This is a genomic window from Leptospira idonii (assembly GCF_004770995.1).
Lineage (GTDB): Bacteria > Spirochaetota > Leptospiria > Leptospirales > Leptospiraceae > Leptospira_A > Leptospira_A idonii.
The window spans coordinates 104,762-122,737 of record NZ_RQHW01000018.1; the positions used below are offsets into that span (position 1 = coordinate 104,762).

The following is a 17,976-nucleotide window of genomic DNA, read 5'->3' on the forward strand; positions in this document are numbered from 1 at the left end:
TGAATTTAATTCACCTTCGGCAAATGAATTGTGAATTTTGTCCCAAATCCTAATTCACTTTCCATATCAAATTTTCCATTCTGCTGCCGGATGAGATCGAAAGCGACTACCAGACCGAGTCCGGTTCCTTTTTCTCCCATGGTTCCGAAACTTGAGGAAGAAGGCTGCACTTGCTTCAATATCTCCTCCAATTTATTTTTTGCGATCCCTATCCCGAAATCTTGAACGTGAAGTTCGATAAACTCTCCGGAATCTTTGGAATCGATTTTGATTCTGCTGTTAGGATTGGAAAATTTAATCGCATTGGAAAAAACGTTTCGAAGCACAGTGGATGTCATTCTTTCATCCGCATAGGGAAAATGTTCCTCTGAAACATTCACTTCAAAAACAATTTGTTTCTCAGAACATTGGATTTGAAGAAGATCCAATGTTTCCCTTACCAGTCTGTGTAATTTTACGTGATCCGGTTGATAACGGATTTTATTGGAATCTTTTCGAACCCAATCCAGCACATTCTCAAGAATCACATAACTTTGGTTTGCATTCTTTTGAAGTTCTTTCAGGCCTTTGATTACATCTTCCTCACTCATATTATTTTTTTGTTCCACAAGAATCCCAAGGAAAGTTCCCATGCTTCCTATAGGTCCTTTCAAATCATGAGCCAATATGGAAAAAATTTTGTCTTTATAAAGATTCGTTTTTACAAGTTCCGCCTGATTGCGATGAGTATTTCTTAAAAAATACAAAAGAACAAAAGAAAGAGCAGAGAATGTGACTGCAACGGCAATTCCCCTGAACAGACTCTGAGTATGCACGTCCAAAAAAGAACTGTTCGCAGGAAGAAACAGAGGAACAGTAAAGTATTCCACATAGAAAAAACAAAATATATTTATGATAAAATAAACAGCGATCAGATATCTGTCCGAATAAGACAGATTCGTAAAAGGCAGGATGGCAAATAACAGAAAGTAAATGTGTCCTCCTAAAAGATTGCCGATAAACAAAACACTGATGACGAACACTGCCAGAGGAACTGTCACAAAAAGAAGGAACTTAGAGACTCTATAAAACTTCTTATGATTCAGATAAATGGAAAGAGCGATAAAAAAAGCGGATGGTGCATTCGTAAGAGCAACCAAAGTATGACCTGAGAAATAAAAAAGAAGCGTATAACCGATATTAACAATTACAGCGATTAAAGAAGCAAAATTCGCAATTTGTAATCCGTGAGAAGTCTCCAAACTCATCCCTTTGGTGACTCCCGCATAAACGAGGTTTCTGATACCCAATCTCATTAAAAAAGAATAGATCAAAAATAAAAGCCCTCCTGAAAACAAATCTGATTAGATATGCATAAAACGAATTTCAGTTCAAGCAAAAACCTTCTTTTAGTCCAAATCGTTCGAAATCGACTGAGATGCCGCTTTTTCGAATTCAGCTACTCTTTCCTTGGTGATTCCGATGAGATTGTGAGTTAAAATAAGTTTATCTCCTAAAAAATCGGGAGACAATCTAATTTCCACTACACGATACCAGGTTTCTCCCGCAGGAATCGAAAACGCATGATTCACACACAAACATTTAAACTTAAACCCGAAACTATGTTCGACTGGATGTGCATGATGTGGCGCAGCAAAAAAATGAACCGCTTTGTCGGAAGGATTTTCCATAACGAGCAAAAACTGTTTCTTTGAGCCGGGTTTCAAAAAGATTTTAGAATCAGGAATGGAAACGGAAAAAGGAGCAGGCCTACCCTTCGCAACGGTTCCCGTCGCCCAAAGAGTGAGACTTTGTGAGCCGGAAGGTTCCCGAATGTCCATTCGCAACGGGATTTGGGAATATTCCCATTTAATTTGAATTTCAACCACATTACTTTTATTTGGCGAGCTGGGAACATCCGCAACTGTAGAAGAATTGCCTTCCTCTTTACAAAAAAGAGAAAGGCAAAATACAAGAAAGAGAATTGTTTTGAAAAAAAAGCGCATTCGTTTTTATTCCAGACTCAACTCCAGAGTGGAAAAATCCAAATTGGCCTTTTTGATGTTTGTCATATAATATTTATTTCCTCTCGCCTGTAAATATACGGACTCTTGGAAAATCTTTTCTATGTTATTCGGATCAGGATTTTTAACAAGATTACAATCCCTTCCGCATCCGTTACAATCCCCTCCACCGTAATCTAAAAAGTTAGTGAAAGTTTGTTTGCGAAGGAATCCGAAAATACGCAGTTCCAGTTTACCGTCTAATGCGGAAACTACTTGATAATTTCCCATCCCGTAGAATTTTTTGGAACTTTCCTGACCGGCATCGTAATCTTCTCTAAGAGTACTTCCCTCCAAAAAGAAAGTTCCATCGGAACGAAGTCGGATGGTCCAATCGGAAGATACGGGAGGATCTTGGTTCTCTGGAATCTCCACTTCGGGAGAAGCTCCTTGAGGAAGATCCACAACTGCGGCTTCTTCGCTCATGGAAGTGATTTCCAAACCGGTCAATCCTCGATTCAATACCTTAGCCAAAGAAGCTTTGGCGAAATCGGCCAAATTTTTAGATGCTGTTTCTTTGAACTTAGGAAGTGTGTCGATTACGAACCATCCGTCATCGTTTCCGAATCTAAGCTCGGAAAGAACGAATCCTACTTCCGAATAACCAGGATAAAGCGAATCAACGGTTAGTTTTAGGTTTTTACCTTTGAAAGGTTGTTTCAAGGCCAATTCCAATCCGCCCATAGAATCTTCCAGAGAAAGTTTTTCCGAATAACCGTTGTCACCTGTTAGAGTAAACTCCTTCACTCTTCCGTTTTTGATGCAATGAACGTCGGATCTTTGGTAACCGTTCCAGATTTTTAACTTGGAAATCTTTTTCTCCGATTCGAACTGAAAGGAAATGGTAACACCTTTTCCTCCGTTTTTGGAAGCATACCCGTTTTCGTATTTGGAATCGAAAAGGTTGTAAACGGAATAGCTGCTTTCCGGTTTGCCTGTTTCGGATGCGACCGCGCTTCCTTGTGTGATTTCAGGAAAATAGGTTCTGTATTTTTTCTTTGCTTCGTCGTAAAACTTCACGTTTTTGAGACAGATATTTCTGTTTCTCTGGAAGTTCAATGTGACCGACCTAGCCTGAACGACCGGCTCGAAAAGCACTTCAGGGTTCGCATTCTGAGGATCTACACTGCCGTACACTTCGTCGAAGTTGACATAGGCGGCGACCTTATCCGTGAGTTTTCCGTCACAGGTTTCGAAAGAAACCTTGCTGAGTGCGAACGGTTCGTCCGCATAAAAATGGAGCTTAACGAATTCGGCGCCCGATTCGGATTTCCATTCTTTCCCATCTAACAGAAGGAAAGGTAAACCGTTGTCCATAGAGGTTGCGGTTACCATAGAAAAATGTATTTTTTTTCCGCAGTTGAAAACGGAAAAAAGAACAAATAACAAAAACAATGTTCTTTTCAAGTTCATAAATTTCCCGGCAAAATGCCAATTTGATATAAAGTGGAGAGAAAAAGTCTGCAAGATATTTTTCGCCTATTTCGTTTCATTCAGTATCTTTTTCCATTTTTTTTCATCCAAAGCTCCCGTAATCCAACGGCCGTTTACCCAAAAACGGGGGATAGACTGAATCCCTAGCTCCAAGGCCTCCCTATGATCGGAAAGAGTTAGTACATTATATTTTTCTAATTTTCCTTCATCCGAACAAACCTCATAGGGGGAAAGTTTTTTTTCGGAAATTTTTTGACCGTTTTTATATAAATTCCCTGACTCTTTCCAGTATAAGGATTTGGAACGATTCCAAAGACACCTGGACAGGGCCAGAGGGAAAATCCCTTCTTCCGAATCGGGATCCAAAGGGTAGTCCTTGTGATACCAAACGATTTCTTCCGGATGAGAGTTGCGTATCTTCTCCGAAGCAGGGTGGGTTTCCTTACAAAAATGGCATAAAAAATCGCTCCATTCCACTACCACCCAAACCGCCTTTCCTTTAGGATTTCCAAACACGGGGGAACGAGTTAAATCCAATCGAGAAAGAAGATCCAAAGAAGGAAGCGTCTTTTTTTCTTCCGCCTTCAAACCCGCTCTGGAAAAAAGTTTTGTCCAAACAATTCGGATGCGAATGGATTCACGGAACCTATCGATTGCATCCGTATCTTCCCATCCGAATCCTTTTGGCTTTTTTTCCTTACTCGCATAACGACTGATTTCGGAGTCAGTAACTTTGCTTTTTTCGGATCGTTTTAAGGACTCCAAATCCGTAGAAAGAGACTCCGCATAATTTGTCAGTTTTCTCAAATTTCCCGATTCCCCCAAAGCTTCCTTGATGGCGGCCTCGGAATACAAAAAAGGCAGATCCTCTTCCCCCGGAGGCTCCGGGTAACAATGGAGAAGACAAAGAATTAAAAATAAGGAAAAAACCTTCATTCGGAATGATGGGATTTCGGAACGAAATAAAATCCAATCAATTAATTGATAAGAATCCAAATATAGAGTGGACAGAGTATTCCTAAAAAAGGAGAATCTGTCCCGACCGATTCCACAGGAGAGTCAAAATGAGAATCTTGTTCTTTGTTACAATCATCAATATTTTATTGATCTCAAGTTTTCCTCTGTCCGCAGATGCAGGAACCAAACCTAAGTCGGGATACTATGTAGTGATGTATAAAAACTACTCGGTAAATCTGGATCTGGATGTGAACGGTTATGAAATCACGAATAGTTCATCTAACAATGACTCATCGGGTCAGGCAGACATTAATTATTGGATCCTTCCCGGCAAAAACCGTCTTAAAATCAAACTCTCTCCTCGAAAAGGAGGCAAAGAATCCTCCCTAGGTTCCAAAACTGCCGTTCGTCTTTTTATCGCACAAGCGGGACAATTCCCGGATGAAGGGGAACAACAATTTTCTTTCGAATGGCCGGAAGCAGGAAAAGAGGAAACCTTATCATCTAACTTGGAAAAAACGATCGAATTCGAACCACCGTTTCTACCACCCACTTCTCTTTGGGAAAAAGCCAAAACACTGGAATGGAGCTCTGCACTGGAAACATCCTCTTTAACATTCGCAGAAACATTTACGAAAGCGTTAAACACTAAAAAGGTGGATCAGATTTACCCGTTTATCGAATTTCGATCCAAAGACACTTCCTTAGTGAGATACGCACCATACCAAGAGAAGGAAGAAAAACAATCCTTAGAAGGAATGATCCAAGCTATAGGAGCCACTTGGAAACTGAACAAGAAGAAAGTGAAATTTACATTATTATGTGATAATAAAATAGTCTCTTTAACGGATATGAAAGGAGCACCCATTCTCACAGGAAAAAAAGGTGCGGCCATCCCTTTGTATCTTTCTCAAATCGACGGAACCTGGGTCATTGTAAGATGATTTCCATCCGGCAATTTCCGATAAAACCTTCGATCATTTATCGTTAAAGACTTCGATTCCGTCCCATTCAGGAGGAGCGCCGAATTTATCGTAAAACTCGGCTCTCTTCAGATAAAAAGCGCAGGCGGAATCGTAAGGATTGGATTCGATCACCTTCTTAAAAAATTCGATGCTCGCATGAAACGCTTTTTCTTTGTACAAAAGATGGCCGATCTCGAAATCTTTTCTGTTTTCCAGAAAACGATTTTGCAATTCTTCCGGATATCCATCTAACACTTCGATTACGAACGTGCTCGTTTCCTTTCCGTGAACCATCACATTGTCCAAAAGCCGAACATTGTATTTTTTGGGATCTTTCAATGCATGAAACGTATCTTCGCTTATTAAAATATTGCTTCCGTAATATTTGGTTAGACCTTCGATGCGGGATGCCAAATTGACTGAATCGGAAATCACAGTTCCTTCCATTCTTTCCACATGCCCGATGGTTCCTAAGATCAAATTTCCCGTATGAAGCCCGATCCCTACTTTCAGCGGAGACTTTCCCGATTGTTCCCTGGATCTGTTATAAGAATAAATTTCCCTTTGGATGGAAATAGAAGCTTCCAAAGCATTGTCTGCGTGCTCAGGAAAAAGCCCCATAATGGCGTCACCCAAATACTTATCGATAAAACCCTTGTTTGTCTCTATAACAGGCGCTATTTTATTCAGATAAGAATTTAAAAAATGAAAATTTTCACTCGGAGACATCTTTTCCGACAAAGATGTGAAAGACCTAATGTCTGAGAACAATATGGTCATCTCTCTTTGAACATGGTCCCCCAAATTGATATCCAAAATGGTTTTCTTTTCCAATAGATTCAAAAACTCTCTGGGAACGAATCGGCTGTAAGCTCGGTTCGTCTTCGAAAGATTCAAAGAAAGTCTTTCCGCCATAAGAAAGTCGCGAGTGAATACCTTTGCGATCATGATCGCCTGGAGAAGGATCATCACAGTTAATCCATATTTGGCGAGGCGAGGAGTGTTGATGACGGATCTTCCCGTCAACATATCATTGATGGCACAGGCAAAGATAAAAAGAATCCCCAATAAAAAGAGGACACTTCCTTCCCTTTTTTGGGAAATAAAGTACACCAAATTGGAGATGATATATATTCCCGTGGCGATCCTAAGAACATCCATAAAGACCAAATATTCAGTAAACACTACAGGTTCGGAAAAAAGAGTGAAGAACGCAAAACCGCAGTTCAATACGTTGATGGATTGAGCAATAGGAAGGTATTTCGTATTTACGTCTTTATAAAGTTCCGTGAAAAAGCTAAGAAAGAATACTGAGATCATACAGATCAGGATGAATTCCAAACGATACCGGTTTTCCCATCCGATGGATTCAGGAAAATAATAGTAAAACAGTCGTTCTCCGGTTATGATGGAATAAAACAAAACGGCAATACAGAAGATTCCGAAATAAAGAGGAGCGGGACTTTTTCTTCTGAAAAAATAAATAGCAAAATGATAGAGGGAGATGATGAAAAACCCTCCGTATAAAAATGCCTCTATCAAAAAGGATTTCTGTATTTCAAAAAGAATTTTCTCTTCCGTTCCCAAACGGATGTCGTAACGCAAGCCCCCCACTCTATGATGAAAGTTAGAAACGTGAAAGATAAGTTCCATCTCTGCATTTTGAGTTTCGAAAGAATAAATACGAGGCCGAGCATCCGGACGCATGGTCTCGAAACTTTCTCCCACAGTTCCCGATTCTACGACAAGAACCCCATCAACAAATAGGCGATAGGCGTGCGCTTGATCAGAGATACGAAACGCCATCTTCTTTTTCAAACCGGGGGAAAATTTAATTTTCAAACGATAGGAACCGTACCCATGCCCTGGGATTTTTTCTCCGTTTATTTCGGTTCCGTTCCAAACGGCAGGAATGTATTTGTATATGATATCTTTCTCTTCGATTGCAGCTGGTTTCCCTTTTCCTGAAGGAATAAAATCGGAATGAGAAACAAATTTTTTCCAATAGAACTCTGCGTCCCCTTTGAGACTGAAAGAACCGTCTTGTTCCCAATCCCTTTCGGAAACATCCAAACTGCCTTGGATCAGAAGAGGTAATTCCGATTTGGCTTCATTGCAATGCACTAAGAAAACTAGAGATAAAAAAAGAAAAGAAAGCCGCATGCGTGGAAGCAGTTCTAGCGAATGGAAAATTTATGGCAATGAAAATACCTAAAGAGAGAACAAACATCGGCTTAGAATGTTTAGCCGCCGTCTTTTCCTCGTACTTGATCGCAAAGTTTGGCGCCGGGATACCCGTAGGCCTTTCCTAGGGAGAATACGTAATTGATGTAGATATCTCCGTTTTCTCTCCAGACTTTTCGCACCTTGGCATTTCCGTTCTCATAAAAAGCATACGTATATACTTTCCCTGAATTGTACCATTCCCAGTATTCCCCATGAAATGAATTGTCTTTGTAAGAATATAAAAAACGAGGTTTCTGATCGGGGAAGTATCCTTTGTGAATTCCTACTTTTTTCCCATCCTCATATAATCTTTGTGAAGCGGTCACTCCATTGGCATACAAATCCAATTCTTCTCCGTTGAGAAGACCGTTCTTATAACTAGATTCCCTTTTGATCGAAACAGAAGGCAGATCGGTCACTAAAATTCCAGTGAACGGATGAGCTTCATAAAGAAGATATTCTCCCGCATAAGAGATTTTAGGATCCGTAGATTGAATTTTAGTTTCAGTACATGAAAACGGCAGGATAAAAACGATCCCGAAGAAAAAGAATCGATCAAATAGTCGGTTCATCTTTTTTCAAAGTTTCTATGTCTTTGGCAAGTTCTTGGATCGAAGAAGGCATCCTTCCGTTATACACTCCTCTGATTCTCTGTTCCTGATCCACAAGATATACATTTTCAGAATGAAGAAAGTCGTCCCCAGTAACTTCTTTGATACGGTTTTCTTTCACAGAAAAATTATCCGCATTAAACACAGTACGAGCCAGATGATAGATCTCTTCTTTATTTCCTGTCAATAGATGCCAGGAGGAAGAATGAATCTTTTTCCTTAAAGCGAATTCTTTCAGCTTTTCAGGGCTGTCGAATTCGGGAGTGACGGAGAAAGAAATCAAAACCAAGTTTTTATCCTTCGAAAACCGGCTTTGAATTTTGGAAAGATTTCCCGTGATCATCGGACAGATCCCTCCGCAACTAGTATAAAAGAAAGAGACTACCGCCAAACGACCTTTTAGGTGATCCAAAGTCACTGTGGACTTGTTTTGATCCACAGCAGTGAAAGGCAAAACCTTTCGAATGTCCTTTGCCTCTTTTTTCCATGTGACTTCCATATCTTTTCCCCGGAAAAAAGGAAGGCCTTCTCCGGGAGTCTCGAAAGAAGCTAAGGATTTGTTTTTCTGTGCTTCAAATTCATCCGCACAGGAAAACAAAAACAAAAAAGAAAATAGCAAACGAAAGATCATGGGATTTAGTTTGAGCTTCCCTTTCTTCCTCGGAAACTGGTAGCGATCATATAGGTATCAACTCCTGTGTTGGTTCCACTGTGACCTACATGGTAGCAGTAAGTTCCGCTAGGGAAATGTGTTGTTGTGCAGGAAGTTGTATTTGTGGTTCCATCCAAAGTAGGATAACTTCCACTTTGTGATCTTTTCCCGTAGATAGGATATCCATCCAACATAATTCCTACAAGTTTAGAATCGTCAGAAGTGATTTTATAAGGTTCCGTATGGTAGTGATACTTACCTGCGTTTTGCGGATGCCCTTCCGATTGGTCCATAGTTTGGTATTCGGTCGCCAAACTGTCTCCCGGAGCTGCTTGGTTGTTAAAGATCACTACACCATAAACAGTGATCCCCACTGAGTCAATTCCTGCAGTAGAATCCAAACCACTGGAAACATAAGTAGGAGTGGCAGGGATGGTGAGAGTGATATTTTGTGAGCTTATATTATTTGGGTTTTTAGTTCTTCCTGCACCCATTGATTCATTATAACCAGTACTGGTGCTATAATATGCACTTTTATGAGGAGGAAGATTTGTGGTTTTGAATAAATAGTTGGTTCCCGATTTTGTTACCGTTACGCAGTGAAAGTTGTCGGTGATCCAGCTTGGGACATCAGAACCGAAACAAGTTTGGCAGCTTGGTCCGCCAGTGTTCAGTGTTTCTGTTTTACAAGTGGTGTTCGACTGCAGGGCAAGTATTGCCAAAAGCGCTGTATCGTCTTTACTTTCTTTTTTCTTACAACCGGATACGACTGTCAGAACCAAAAGAACAGCCAATAATTTATTTATCATTTTCATTCCTCTTCATTTGCAAATTATTTACAAAACGACATTCATGTTAACACGAAAGCCGTTTTATGACTAGAGAAATCTTAACGGGAAAAAAGGTTTCAGTCGTCCGAACCGATCGGCTAGGACTCATTTTTTAAGGATTTTTCCTTAAGATAATCACTGGGAGATTTTCCTGTCACCCTTTTGAAAGAGTCATTGAAAGTGGATTTGGAATTAAACCCGTTCTGCAAGGCCAAATGCAGCAGGTTGATTTTCCCGGAACGGTTTGCCTCCATCTCGGAAATGATCTCCCGAACCCTATATTCATTTACGAATTGGTAAAAATTCGTTTCCAAAACCTCGCTGAGAGACTGGGTCAAATGAGATCTGGGTTTTCCCAAGGCGGAAGACAGATCGTCCAAAGAAAAATCCCCGTCCCGATAGGGTTTTTGATTCTCCATATACTTTTGGATGGAGGCGGCATATTCGTTTAATTTGGATTCGGTTAGACCCGACTTTTTGTATTTCTTTTTAGGCGCTGCCTTTCGAATCGATTCATGACCCAAGAGCCAGGCGGAATAAAGAAGGTTTTGTCTCACACCGAAGATGGAAATCACAAACGTGAACGTCAGAACATCGAAACCTTTGATGGGAGGAAGAAAAGGAAGCACTTCGTGTCCGTAATAGCTTCGGATGTATCCCCAAACGATATGATAGGAAACGATAAAGAAAAAAAGAAAAAGAACTCCGAAGGTCCATCTCAAATCCAAAACATCTATGGGATAAGCCAAATCCGAAGTTTCATCTTTGCGGATTCGATTCACATACCAAAGGGAATAAACGGAATACGATGCCAAAGAAAACAGGGAGATATATTTTAAAATAGAATCCCTGGTATGAAAGAAAGTTTCGTAGATACGATCCTTATCTTCCGTTTCCTCTCCGATTTGCAGGATCAAAAAACAACTCACATAAATCAAAAAAGGAACCAAGTGCCATATATCTCTTTTTTGAAACGGTTTTCCTGAAATGTCTTTTATGTACAAAAAGAACAGAGGGCCGATTAAAATCTGTGTTAGATGAAAAAAATCGAAATAGACGGGGCCACCCCATCTTCCGAACAGATGCCCCAAATGTAAAAACCCCAAAGAAGTGAGAAACAATGCGAACATGATATCGAAAGAGAATCTTGGCTTTTTGCTGAGAAGGATGATGACTCCCAAAAGAGTGATTGCGATGGAAATCTCAGGGATAGGAAGTCTAGGGCCGTGATGGGGAGGGGGAAACGGATGCATATATTTGCAGAAGATTCCCGTTTTCTAAGGAAAAAAAGAAAAAAACAAAAGCCCCTCCGGAAAATACCGGAAGGGCAAATTGGTTAGGAGCGAATTCCCAATTTTTCGGCGATCTTTCTGCCGTATTCAGGATCGCATTTTTCGAAATGGGAAAGGTTTGCCTTTACGATATCGGAAGGAACTCCCTTCATCGTACCAGCAATAACGGAAGTTAACCTGTCTCTTTCTTCCGGAGAAAATAGACGGTACAAATCGCCCGCTTGGGAATAGTCGTCATTTCCCGCATGACTGTCGTACCGATCCGCATCTCCTGAGATACGAAGAGGAGGTTCTTTTACGGAAACATCCTGCACAGGGCCTCCGAAAGAATTCGGTTCGTAGTTATCGTAATTTCCGTTTTCATCGAAACGAATCCCGTCTCTTTGATAAAGTCCGACAGGGTTCTTTGGACGATTCACGGGAATCATTTGATAGTTTCCTCCCAATCTGTATCTTTGCGCATCAGGATAAGCGAAGAGTCTTCCTTGTAACATTTTGTCCGGAGAAGCTCCTATCCCTGGAACCAAATTGGAAGGAGAAAAAGCAGCCTGCTCCACTTCCGCAAAATAGTTCTTAGGGTTTCGATTCAATTCCAAAGTTCCCACTTCGATCAAAGGGTAATCCTTGTGAGACCAAACTTTCGTTAGATCAAAAGGATTCACTTTATATTTCTCGGCATCCGCTTCCGGCATCACTTGGATGCAGAATCTCCATTGAGGAAATTCTTTTCTTTCGATTGCTTCGAACAAATCCCTTGTGGCATAATCGGGATCGGATCCTGCCAATTCTCCCGCTTTGGCCGCAGTCAGATTTCTAATTCCTTGTTTTGATTTGAAATGAAACTTCACCCAAAACCTTTCCCCTTTCGCATTCCAGAAAGAAAAAGTATGGGAACCGTATCCGTTCATATAACGATAACCATCCGGGATTCCTCTGTCGCTGAAAAGGATCGTCATCTGATGCAAAGCTTCCGGCGCCTTGGACCAATAATCCCACATACGAACCGGATTTTTATAACCGGTGATGGGATCTCTTTTTTGGGAGTGAATGAAATCGGGGAACTTGGAAGGATCTCTTTCGAAAAAGACGGGAGTGTTGTTTCCTACTACATCCCAAATTCCTTCTTCCGTATAAAACTTAATCGCAAACCCTCTGGGATCTCTCTCAGTATCAGCGGAACCTTTTTCTCCTGCGACCGTAGAGAAACGAAGAAAAAGAGGAGTTTCTTTTCCCACTTCCGAAAACACCTTCGCTCTGGTATAAGCGGAAATATCTTTCGTGATTTTTAACACTCCATAGGCGCCCGCACCTTTCGCATGCACGACTCTTTCCGGAATTCTTTCTCTGTTGAAATGAGCCAACTTCTCGATGAGATGAGTGTCTTGGATGAGAATCGGACCTCTCGGCCCTGCCGTCAGACTGTGCTGGTTTTCGGAAACAGGCTGACCGCCTGCTGTTGTTAAAGTGTTACGATCCATCTTAAGCCTCCTTAATTGCTTCTCTTACGGTTCGATTTGAAAAATGAAAACAGATACGATGTCCAAGCGGAGAGAAAACGAAACTTGTTTCGAAAGCCTCCTTCGGAAAAACGATGCGTCGGATGAGAAGGATCCAAAGGAATAGAAAGGGATTCCAAAAACAGAATCATATCCTTTCGCCCGAACATAACGGCCATTTGGAGTGCAGATTGTCCGGAAGGAGATATGTAATCCGGATCCGCTCCTGCTTCTATTAGAATCTGAGCCAAACCCACATTTCCTTTGAAAGCGACCCCCATCAGAATGGAATTTCCCGAGGCGTCTTTTGCATTCGGATCAGCACCAAATCCTAGTAAGATGCGAGTCAAATCAGAGTGTCCGTGGTAAGAGGAAAGCATCAAGGCGGTGTATCCTCTGGAGTCCTTGATTTCCAAAGAGGAAGGAGTGACTCTGCGAGAAAGAATTCCGGGAAGGTTTCCCGTCCGAGCCGCCTCGAACCAATAAAAATCCTCGGTAAATTCCTTTTGCGAAAAGCTGGAGCGATATTCTTTCCAAGCGGTAGAAACTTCCTCTGGGGCAGCCAATTTCGAATTCATAACTTTTCCTCCTCGGTTTCGGAGCTTTCTGCGGGGGATTTTGTGGTACCTGCGTCAGAAACTTTCAAATATTTAGACTAAGTCTATATTTAGAATAAATCTTATCTATATTTTTTGGCAAGTATTTTTTAGATTCAGTCTAATTATTGACAAAAAAAGGGAAACGGAAGAAATCAGAAATATGGATCACTCTTACGAGAAAACCAAGGAGATCTTGGAAAAAGCAGGAATTCGCCCCACCTCTCAGAGGCTGGAAATGGCACATTTGCTTCTTTCCAAAGACCAGCACTTGCAGGCGGACGAAGTGTTTCATCTCATCAACGAACATTTCCCTCACGCATCTCGCGCAACGATCTTCAATAATCTCAAATTATTCGCAGAAAAAGGAGTGGTAGGAACCTTGGAAATCAAGCCGGGAATCACACATTTCGATTCCAATACGAAACGCCACCACCACGCCTATGACGAAGAAACGGGAGAGATCATAGACATCGAACTAGACGCCTCTCTCGAAGAACAAATCTTCGAAAGCCTCTCCCAAAATTTCCAGGAAAAAACAGGAAAACGTTTCACAAACGCAAGTTTAGTGGTCACACTGAAAGGCAAAAAAAACTAAAACATCTGGTGGGGGAAAGCCTTCCCCCTCGCTCCAACCGAGGCCAAAGCAGTCCGCTTTGCCCTCGTTTTGCGCTACCCCCTTCTAGGGGGTTTACTTTTTAGGGAACTCTTCTATATGAAACTCCCCTTCTCTTCCGAAATAAATCACTTTTTTGCCTTTCAAATAAGCGATGTAATAGACACATCCTGCCTTCAGAACTTCCTTAGAAAACTCTATATAATTGATTTCACCTGCTTGCACTCGTTTGATGGTTTTACGAACATCCTCCGCAGAGAATTCCAAAGCGGCAGCAGAAAAATCGTGAGGAACGGGTTCCAAATGAGTTTCTCCTTCGGAAGTATAATATCTGTTCTCCGATCGGACATAATCCACATGATAAGACTCGATTCCTTCCTGTAAAAGGATTCCAACTACCTGAGGGAAAGTGATTTGTGCGGATAAAGTTTTTTCTACGGTTTCTTTGATTGTTTTTAGGTTCATATAAACTTCCTTTATTGAATTGGCATTTTGTTGAATTGGTTTAATTCCGCAGTCTTCATCAAAAGATCTGTGAGAGTTTTCCTTTCCGCTTTGGTCAAAACGGAAAAAAACTGATCATCGTTTTCATCCGCAAGCACGCCTAATTTGGGAATCAAAACCTTCGCTTCTTTCGTCAGTTTCAATTCCTGATAGCGGCGATCCGTCTCCGACTCTTTTCTAGTGACCATCTTTTTTTCAAGAAGACGATCCGTGAGTTTAGAAACGGCTCCCCTAGAAAGACCGGTAAGTTCTGCGATTTGACTGGGAGGAAACGTATCTCCGCAATCGAACATTTCTCTGAGAACCACCCACTCCGCTACGGTCACTCCGCTCTTCTCCAATTTGCGGGCAAACGAAGAAGATACCTGATTGGAAACAAGCCTCATCCAAAAACCGATATGCGACTTCAAATGACTGACTTTTTTGACATCCTGCTTCATAAACACAAAATAGTTTCCTAGGAAACTATTGTAAACGAAATTATTTCTATAGAAATCAATTTTTCCGCGCCCCGGACAGAGGGAGCGCCCTCGTCGACCGATGGCCGGAAATGGCGCCCAGATCAAAGTAGCCTCTATAGAGAGACAAGAAATTATGTAAAATTCGTTTGATTCACACAAAGAATTATGTGAAAACGAAAACAATTGTTTTCGAATCGGAGGGTTTTTATGAAGAGTCCTAAATTTTATCTTTCTTTGATTTCGATGATGGCCCTTTCTTTCGAATCGATTTATGCGGAAGAGGAAACGAATGTTCCTCCTAAAAAGAAAGAAACAAGGAATGCCACTTATAGTCTTCTTTTGAAACGACAAGATTACAAACTCACTCCTTACGAATACACTTCCTATACGGAAAAAACGGATCCTACCGAGTGGAAAGAAACGAGAAAGCTGAACCAAAACAGTAAAATCCTAATCCCTTTTGTTTTCGGTTATGAGAACCTGGAAAGCCTATGGAAATGGGAAATTTCTTATTTCGAAATGGAAACAGTGAATCCGAATGCAATGGTAGTCTCTTCGAAACAATCCGTTCTCAATGCGGATAGACATTATTTTTCTCCGAACGCACGTTCCGAAGCGGAAGCAAACGTTTACAAAATATTCATGTTAAACGAAGGTTGGAGCCTTTCTCTGGGAGGAGGGATCAGAAACATCAATCGATATATTTACGGAAACTATCTCTCTCAAGGCGCTTTTCAGGAATACTTTTTCACCTACGGCCCTCAAATTTCATTGAAGACCTCTTACGAGATTATGGATCGTTTGCAAATGCATTTCGGTTTGGATGTTTTTTACACCCAAGGAAACAGATTCGTGAGAAATACGAGCGTTGGCCAAGAGAGCCTAACATTCGCTCACTTTACCGCAGGGGCGCAAGGTGTTTATAGGGGTTACGAAGCCGATATATCTTTGAGTTACAGATTTCATGAAAATATGAAATTCCATTGGGGATACAATTGGATCGAATCCCAATTCAGTTACTTAAATCTGCGTCAAATCGATACGGAGTTTACGGGAAGAGGAAACGTTTTCGAAAATTCGAATCAGATCGCACTCACTCGAATCCGTATGCCTGTGCGATCAGGGAACTTTGAAACCTTAAAGGGAATGTATTTCGCAGTTTCGATCCATTATTAGAAATTATTTTTTGTATTTTTTCTTCATATAAGAGACGGAATTCGTGATCAATTCTTTCAGTTTCTTTCTGTCTATATCTTCCAATTTTTTGATATAAAGACAGGACTTTCCTGTTTTGAATTTTCCTAAATCTTTTAGGATGGATTCGTATGTTTCAAAACCCGCCATTATGTACAATGTTAGGTTTTGAGATCTGGGAGAAAACCCTACTAAAAAAGAATCCCCCTCATGACCGCTTTCATAAACATAATGATAATTTCCGAAACCGACTAAATTCGTTCCCCATAACTTCGCTTTTTCTTTAGTGATCTTTTCCATCAGGGAAACCAGTTCGAAACAATCCGTTCTTTTGGATTCTTCCTTGATCTGATTCAAAAATGAAACGACCGAATTTTGGGTTTCTTTCGTTTTCTGCTCCGCTTTTGCCATAACTCTTGTCCTTTTAAGACCGAAATTTATTTCTTTTTTAGATTGAAGCAATCACTTTCTTCTATCATAATTCAATCCTTAGGAGTCGCTTAGGTTTTTAAAAACCTAGGAATACGAACATTCGTTACTGGAATCAAATACGGCGCATTGTTCTTTCTTTGTTTTTCCGTCTTTGTTTCCACGATGCATACTTACTATGCTCACCTTTCCCCCAAAAGACTACTGATCGATTCCGGTTACGACTTTTTGTTTTCATAGCGGCAGGAGCAGTGATCGGGGCCTGGCCCAAAAAGAAATAATTATTTTCCCAGAACTCTATCTTATTCTAATTCCAATTACGGATCTCTCATGATCCGTAATTGGATCAGGTAAATGCCTAAGTTCTCCTTGAAATCTCTTCTCAAACTCGGTCAAAAAATTGCATTTTAAGGCTAGTTTCATCTTTTGATTGCCTTTCCTTTTCCAGGTAAATAAATTGCCAAAAGTAAACGTAAGACGATGAAAACCCGTTTTTTCTTCGTCGAATCAAGTGTAAAATTTATATGGAAAAAAACTCTCGTGCGATGGACCTCATCACTGGGTCCGAACAAAAAAATCACATCATCCTTAAATACCTAATCAACCAAAGAATCGAAATGAAAATGGGAGTTCTTTCCCAAACAGCGATCATCTCTAAGGCGGTATCCGGAAGCGATGAAATCGTTTTGGAAATCACAGACATCTGGGATTATTCCACAAAAGATCCCATCTTCCTTTCCAAGATGTTAGCGAGATTTGTGCAGATCCAATGCAGTTTTATGAAATCGATTTCTCCCACCCACGTACAATTGAAAGTGGAGAAAGTCGCCATCGCAAAAAAAGACAGACAATCTCCCAGATACCCCGTTACGGAAGAAGGTTTCGTCAACATCACAAACATCGTCAGCTCCAAAACCATCATAGAAGCGAACATGTTCAACATTCCCACTCTTGTTCGAGTGAGTTTCGAAGAATACGAAAAGAAACTCAGCCAAAACACAAACGACTTCGTATCGGTGAACGTATTCAAGTCGGGGATGGATCATCCTTTCGAAGTAGTAAAAAAGACTCAGAAGATACTTCTTATCGAAGATTGTTATAAGGAAGATTCCTATCGAATGGAAGAAACTAGCTACATCAACTTCGAAGAAGAAGTGGACGACCATCTGGAAACCTTCATCAAAAAAAGCAAAGAAAAACAAATATTATCCGAGCTTATATTCCCTATCGTTTATATCAACGAATTGGAAGAAGTCATTCCCATCGGCTACGTATGGGTGCAGTCCAAAGAAAGAAAGTTAACCAAAGACTATGTAAATTCGGTCTCCTCTCTTATGAACGAAATGTTGGAGAGAATCAAGGACGCAAATCTCACAAAAACCTCCGACAAGTTTCCGGTTCTGGACGTTTCTCTTACCGGGTTAAAAATCAAAATCAGCGACAGCAATCTTGTGGAAACACTCCCCAAACAAAAAGGGTTTTTATTCGATCTTTTCTTCAAAATGCAGGCACCGTTCAAAGTGTTCGTAAAAGTCGCTTGGTGGAAAAAAGACGAATCAGGCAATTTGATCTTAGGGGTAGAATTCTCCAGCAAGTCCAAAACCTATTCGGAAAAACAAAGGTTCGAACAAAATCTGGAAATCATAAAACAGATAGGAAGCGCAGCCTAAC

At 40.8% G+C, this 17,976-nt stretch carries 18 protein-coding genes; 4 read left to right on the forward strand and 14 right to left on the reverse strand.

Annotation, left to right across the window (positions count from 1 at the left end):
• Window positions 1-5: 5 nt before the first annotated feature.
• The 4 genes from EHS15_RS06305 to EHS15_RS06320 all read right to left on the reverse strand — a co-directional run bounded on the left by EHS15_RS06305 (window position 6) and on the right by EHS15_RS06320 (window position 4,412).
• The gene (locus EHS15_RS06305; protein WP_135759703.1) at window positions 6-1,313 is read right to left on the reverse strand and encodes a sensor histidine kinase; all 1,308 of its coding nucleotides are present in this window, start codon (window positions 1,311-1,313) and stop codon (window positions 6-8) included.
• Window positions 1,314-1,388: 75 nt separating this feature from the next.
• The gene (lsa20, locus tag EHS15_RS06310) at window positions 1,389-1,985 is read right to left on the reverse strand and encodes an LIC11469 family lipoprotein adhesin Lsa20 (RefSeq protein WP_135759704.1); all 597 of its coding nucleotides are present in this window, start codon (window positions 1,983-1,985) and stop codon (window positions 1,389-1,391) included.
• A gap of 6 nt (window positions 1,986-1,991) precedes the next feature.
• Window positions 1,992-3,455, reverse strand: coding sequence for an NADase-type glycan-binding domain-containing protein (locus tag EHS15_RS06315; RefSeq protein ID WP_210416306.1), 1,464 nt, complete (start codon window positions 3,453-3,455; stop codon window positions 1,992-1,994).
• Window positions 3,456-3,521: 66 nt separating this feature from the next.
• Window positions 3,522-4,412, reverse strand: a complete 891-nt coding sequence (locus EHS15_RS06320) for a DsbA family protein (RefSeq protein ID WP_135759705.1) — start codon at window positions 4,410-4,412, stop codon at window positions 3,522-3,524.
• 128 nt (window positions 4,413-4,540) lie between these two features.
• Between EHS15_RS06320 and EHS15_RS19325 the strand changes: the two genes are divergently transcribed.
• Window positions 4,541-5,377, forward strand: a complete 837-nt coding sequence (locus tag EHS15_RS19325) for a hypothetical protein (RefSeq protein ID WP_246051917.1) — start codon at window positions 4,541-4,543, stop codon at window positions 5,375-5,377.
• A 33-nt stretch (window positions 5,378-5,410) separates the two neighbouring features.
• Here the strand turns inward: EHS15_RS19325 and EHS15_RS06330 are convergent, their stop codons facing one another.
• From EHS15_RS06330 to EHS15_RS06360, 7 genes are all read right to left on the reverse strand, one after another.
• Complete coding sequence (locus EHS15_RS06330) at window positions 5,411-7,561, reverse strand: adenylate/guanylate cyclase domain-containing protein (protein WP_135759706.1); 2,151 nt, start codon at window positions 7,559-7,561, stop codon at window positions 5,411-5,413.
• A gap of 80 nt (window positions 7,562-7,641) precedes the next feature.
• Window positions 7,642-8,196: a toxin-antitoxin system YwqK family antitoxin gene (locus EHS15_RS06335; RefSeq protein WP_135759707.1), complete on the reverse strand. Its 555-nt coding sequence runs from the start codon at window positions 8,194-8,196 to the stop codon at window positions 7,642-7,644.
• On the reverse strand, window positions 8,180-8,866 hold the full coding sequence (locus EHS15_RS06340) for an SCO family protein (protein ID WP_135759708.1): 687 nt from the start codon (window positions 8,864-8,866) through the stop codon (window positions 8,180-8,182). The genes EHS15_RS06335 and EHS15_RS06340 overlap by 17 nt, the downstream gene beginning before the upstream one ends.
• A 5-nt stretch (window positions 8,867-8,871) precedes the next feature.
• Window positions 8,872-9,696, reverse strand: coding sequence for a YHYH protein (locus EHS15_RS06345; RefSeq protein ID WP_246051918.1), 825 nt, complete (start codon window positions 9,694-9,696; stop codon window positions 8,872-8,874).
• Window positions 9,697-9,815: 119 nt separating this feature from the next.
• On the reverse strand, window positions 9,816-10,970 hold the full coding sequence (locus EHS15_RS06350; protein ID WP_135759710.1) for a helix-turn-helix domain-containing protein: 1,155 nt from the start codon (window positions 10,968-10,970) through the stop codon (window positions 9,816-9,818).
• Between the two features lie 83 nt (window positions 10,971-11,053).
• On the reverse strand, window positions 11,054-12,487 hold the full coding sequence (locus EHS15_RS06355) for a catalase (protein WP_135759711.1): 1,434 nt from the start codon (window positions 12,485-12,487) through the stop codon (window positions 11,054-11,056).
• Between the two features lie 11 nt (window positions 12,488-12,498).
• Window positions 12,499-13,083: an ankyrin repeat domain-containing protein gene (locus EHS15_RS06360; protein WP_135759712.1), complete on the reverse strand. Its 585-nt coding sequence runs from the start codon at window positions 13,081-13,083 to the stop codon at window positions 12,499-12,501.
• 181 nt (window positions 13,084-13,264) lie between these two features.
• Between EHS15_RS06360 and perRA the strand changes: the two genes are divergently transcribed.
• Window positions 13,265-13,699 carry a peroxide-responsive transcriptional repressor PerRA gene (perRA, locus tag EHS15_RS06365; protein WP_135759713.1) on the forward strand — a complete coding sequence of 145 codons (435 nt, stop codon included), beginning with the start codon at window positions 13,265-13,267 and terminating at the stop codon, window positions 13,697-13,699.
• A 93-nt stretch (window positions 13,700-13,792) separates the two neighbouring features.
• Here perRA and EHS15_RS06370 read toward each other — a convergent pair whose 3' ends face one another.
• Both EHS15_RS06370 and EHS15_RS06375 read right to left on the reverse strand, forming a co-directional pair.
• Window positions 13,793-14,182: a DUF1398 family protein gene (locus EHS15_RS06370; RefSeq protein ID WP_135759714.1), complete on the reverse strand. Its 390-nt coding sequence runs from the start codon at window positions 14,180-14,182 to the stop codon at window positions 13,793-13,795.
• Between the two features lie 11 nt (window positions 14,183-14,193).
• A complete protein-coding gene (locus EHS15_RS06375) occupies window positions 14,194-14,661 on the reverse strand; it encodes a MarR family winged helix-turn-helix transcriptional regulator (protein ID WP_210416307.1) in 468 nt (155 codons plus the stop codon).
• 228 nt (window positions 14,662-14,889) lie between these two features.
• On the opposite strand from EHS15_RS06375, the gene EHS15_RS06380 reads away from it, so the two are divergent.
• Complete coding sequence (locus tag EHS15_RS06380) at window positions 14,890-15,858, forward strand: LA_2444/LA_4059 family outer membrane protein (protein ID WP_135759715.1); 969 nt, start codon at window positions 14,890-14,892, stop codon at window positions 15,856-15,858.
• 3 nt (window positions 15,859-15,861) lie between these two features.
• Here EHS15_RS06380 and EHS15_RS06385 read toward each other — a convergent pair whose 3' ends face one another.
• Window positions 15,862-16,287, reverse strand: coding sequence for a DUF1801 domain-containing protein (locus EHS15_RS06385; RefSeq protein ID WP_135759716.1), 426 nt, complete (start codon window positions 16,285-16,287; stop codon window positions 15,862-15,864).
• 542 nt (window positions 16,288-16,829) lie between these two features.
• On the opposite strand from EHS15_RS06385, the gene EHS15_RS06390 reads away from it, so the two are divergent.
• Window positions 16,830-17,975, forward strand: coding sequence for a DUF1577 domain-containing protein (locus EHS15_RS06390; protein WP_135759717.1), 1,146 nt, complete (start codon window positions 16,830-16,832; stop codon window positions 17,973-17,975).
• Window position 17,976: the final 1 nt, after the last annotated feature.

Excerpts from the sequence above, each read along its gene's own strand:
- lsa20 (WP_135759704.1), bottom strand. The coding sequence starts at position 1,985 with ATGCGCTTTTTTTTCAAAACAATTCTCTTTCTTGTATTTTGCCTTTCT.
- EHS15_RS06315 (WP_210416306.1), bottom strand. The coding sequence starts at position 3,455 with ATGAACTTGAAAAGAACATTGTTTTTGTTATTTGTTCTTTTTTCCGTT.
- EHS15_RS06320 (WP_135759705.1), bottom strand. The coding sequence starts at position 4,412 with ATGAAGGTTTTTTCCTTATTTTTAATTCTTTGTCTTCTCCATTGTTAC.
- EHS15_RS19325 (WP_246051917.1), top strand. The coding sequence starts at position 4,541 with ATGAGAATCTTGTTCTTTGTTACAATCATCAATATTTTATTGATCTCA.
- EHS15_RS06330 (WP_135759706.1), bottom strand. The coding sequence starts at position 7,561 with ATGCGGCTTTCTTTTCTTTTTTTATCTCTAGTTTTCTTAGTGCATTGC.
- EHS15_RS06335 (WP_135759707.1), bottom strand. The coding sequence starts at position 8,196 with ATGAACCGACTATTTGATCGATTCTTTTTCTTCGGGATCGTTTTTATC.
- EHS15_RS06340 (WP_135759708.1), bottom strand. The coding sequence starts at position 8,866 with ATGATCTTTCGTTTGCTATTTTCTTTTTTGTTTTTGTTTTCCTGTGCG.
- EHS15_RS06345 (WP_246051918.1), bottom strand. The coding sequence starts at position 9,696 with ATGATAAATAAATTATTGGCTGTTCTTTTGGTTCTGACAGTCGTATCC.
- EHS15_RS06350 (WP_135759710.1), bottom strand. The coding sequence starts at position 10,970 with ATGCATCCGTTTCCCCCTCCCCATCACGGCCCTAGACTTCCTATCCCT.
- EHS15_RS06355 (WP_135759711.1), bottom strand. The coding sequence starts at position 12,487 with ATGGATCGTAACACTTTAACAACAGCAGGCGGTCAGCCTGTTTCCGAA.
- EHS15_RS06360 (WP_135759712.1), bottom strand. The coding sequence starts at position 13,083 with ATGAATTCGAAATTGGCTGCCCCAGAGGAAGTTTCTACCGCTTGGAAA.
- perRA (WP_135759713.1), top strand. The coding sequence starts at position 13,265 with ATGGATCACTCTTACGAGAAAACCAAGGAGATCTTGGAAAAAGCAGGA.
- EHS15_RS06370 (WP_135759714.1), bottom strand. The coding sequence starts at position 14,182 with ATGAACCTAAAAACAATCAAAGAAACCGTAGAAAAAACTTTATCCGCA.
- EHS15_RS06375 (WP_210416307.1), bottom strand. The coding sequence starts at position 14,661 with ATGAAGCAGGATGTCAAAAAAGTCAGTCATTTGAAGTCGCATATCGGT.
- EHS15_RS06380 (WP_135759715.1), top strand. The coding sequence starts at position 14,890 with ATGAAGAGTCCTAAATTTTATCTTTCTTTGATTTCGATGATGGCCCTT.
- EHS15_RS06385 (WP_135759716.1), bottom strand. The coding sequence starts at position 16,287 with ATGGCAAAAGCGGAGCAGAAAACGAAAGAAACCCAAAATTCGGTCGTT.
- EHS15_RS06390 (WP_135759717.1), top strand. The coding sequence starts at position 16,830 with ATGGAAAAAAACTCTCGTGCGATGGACCTCATCACTGGGTCCGAACAA.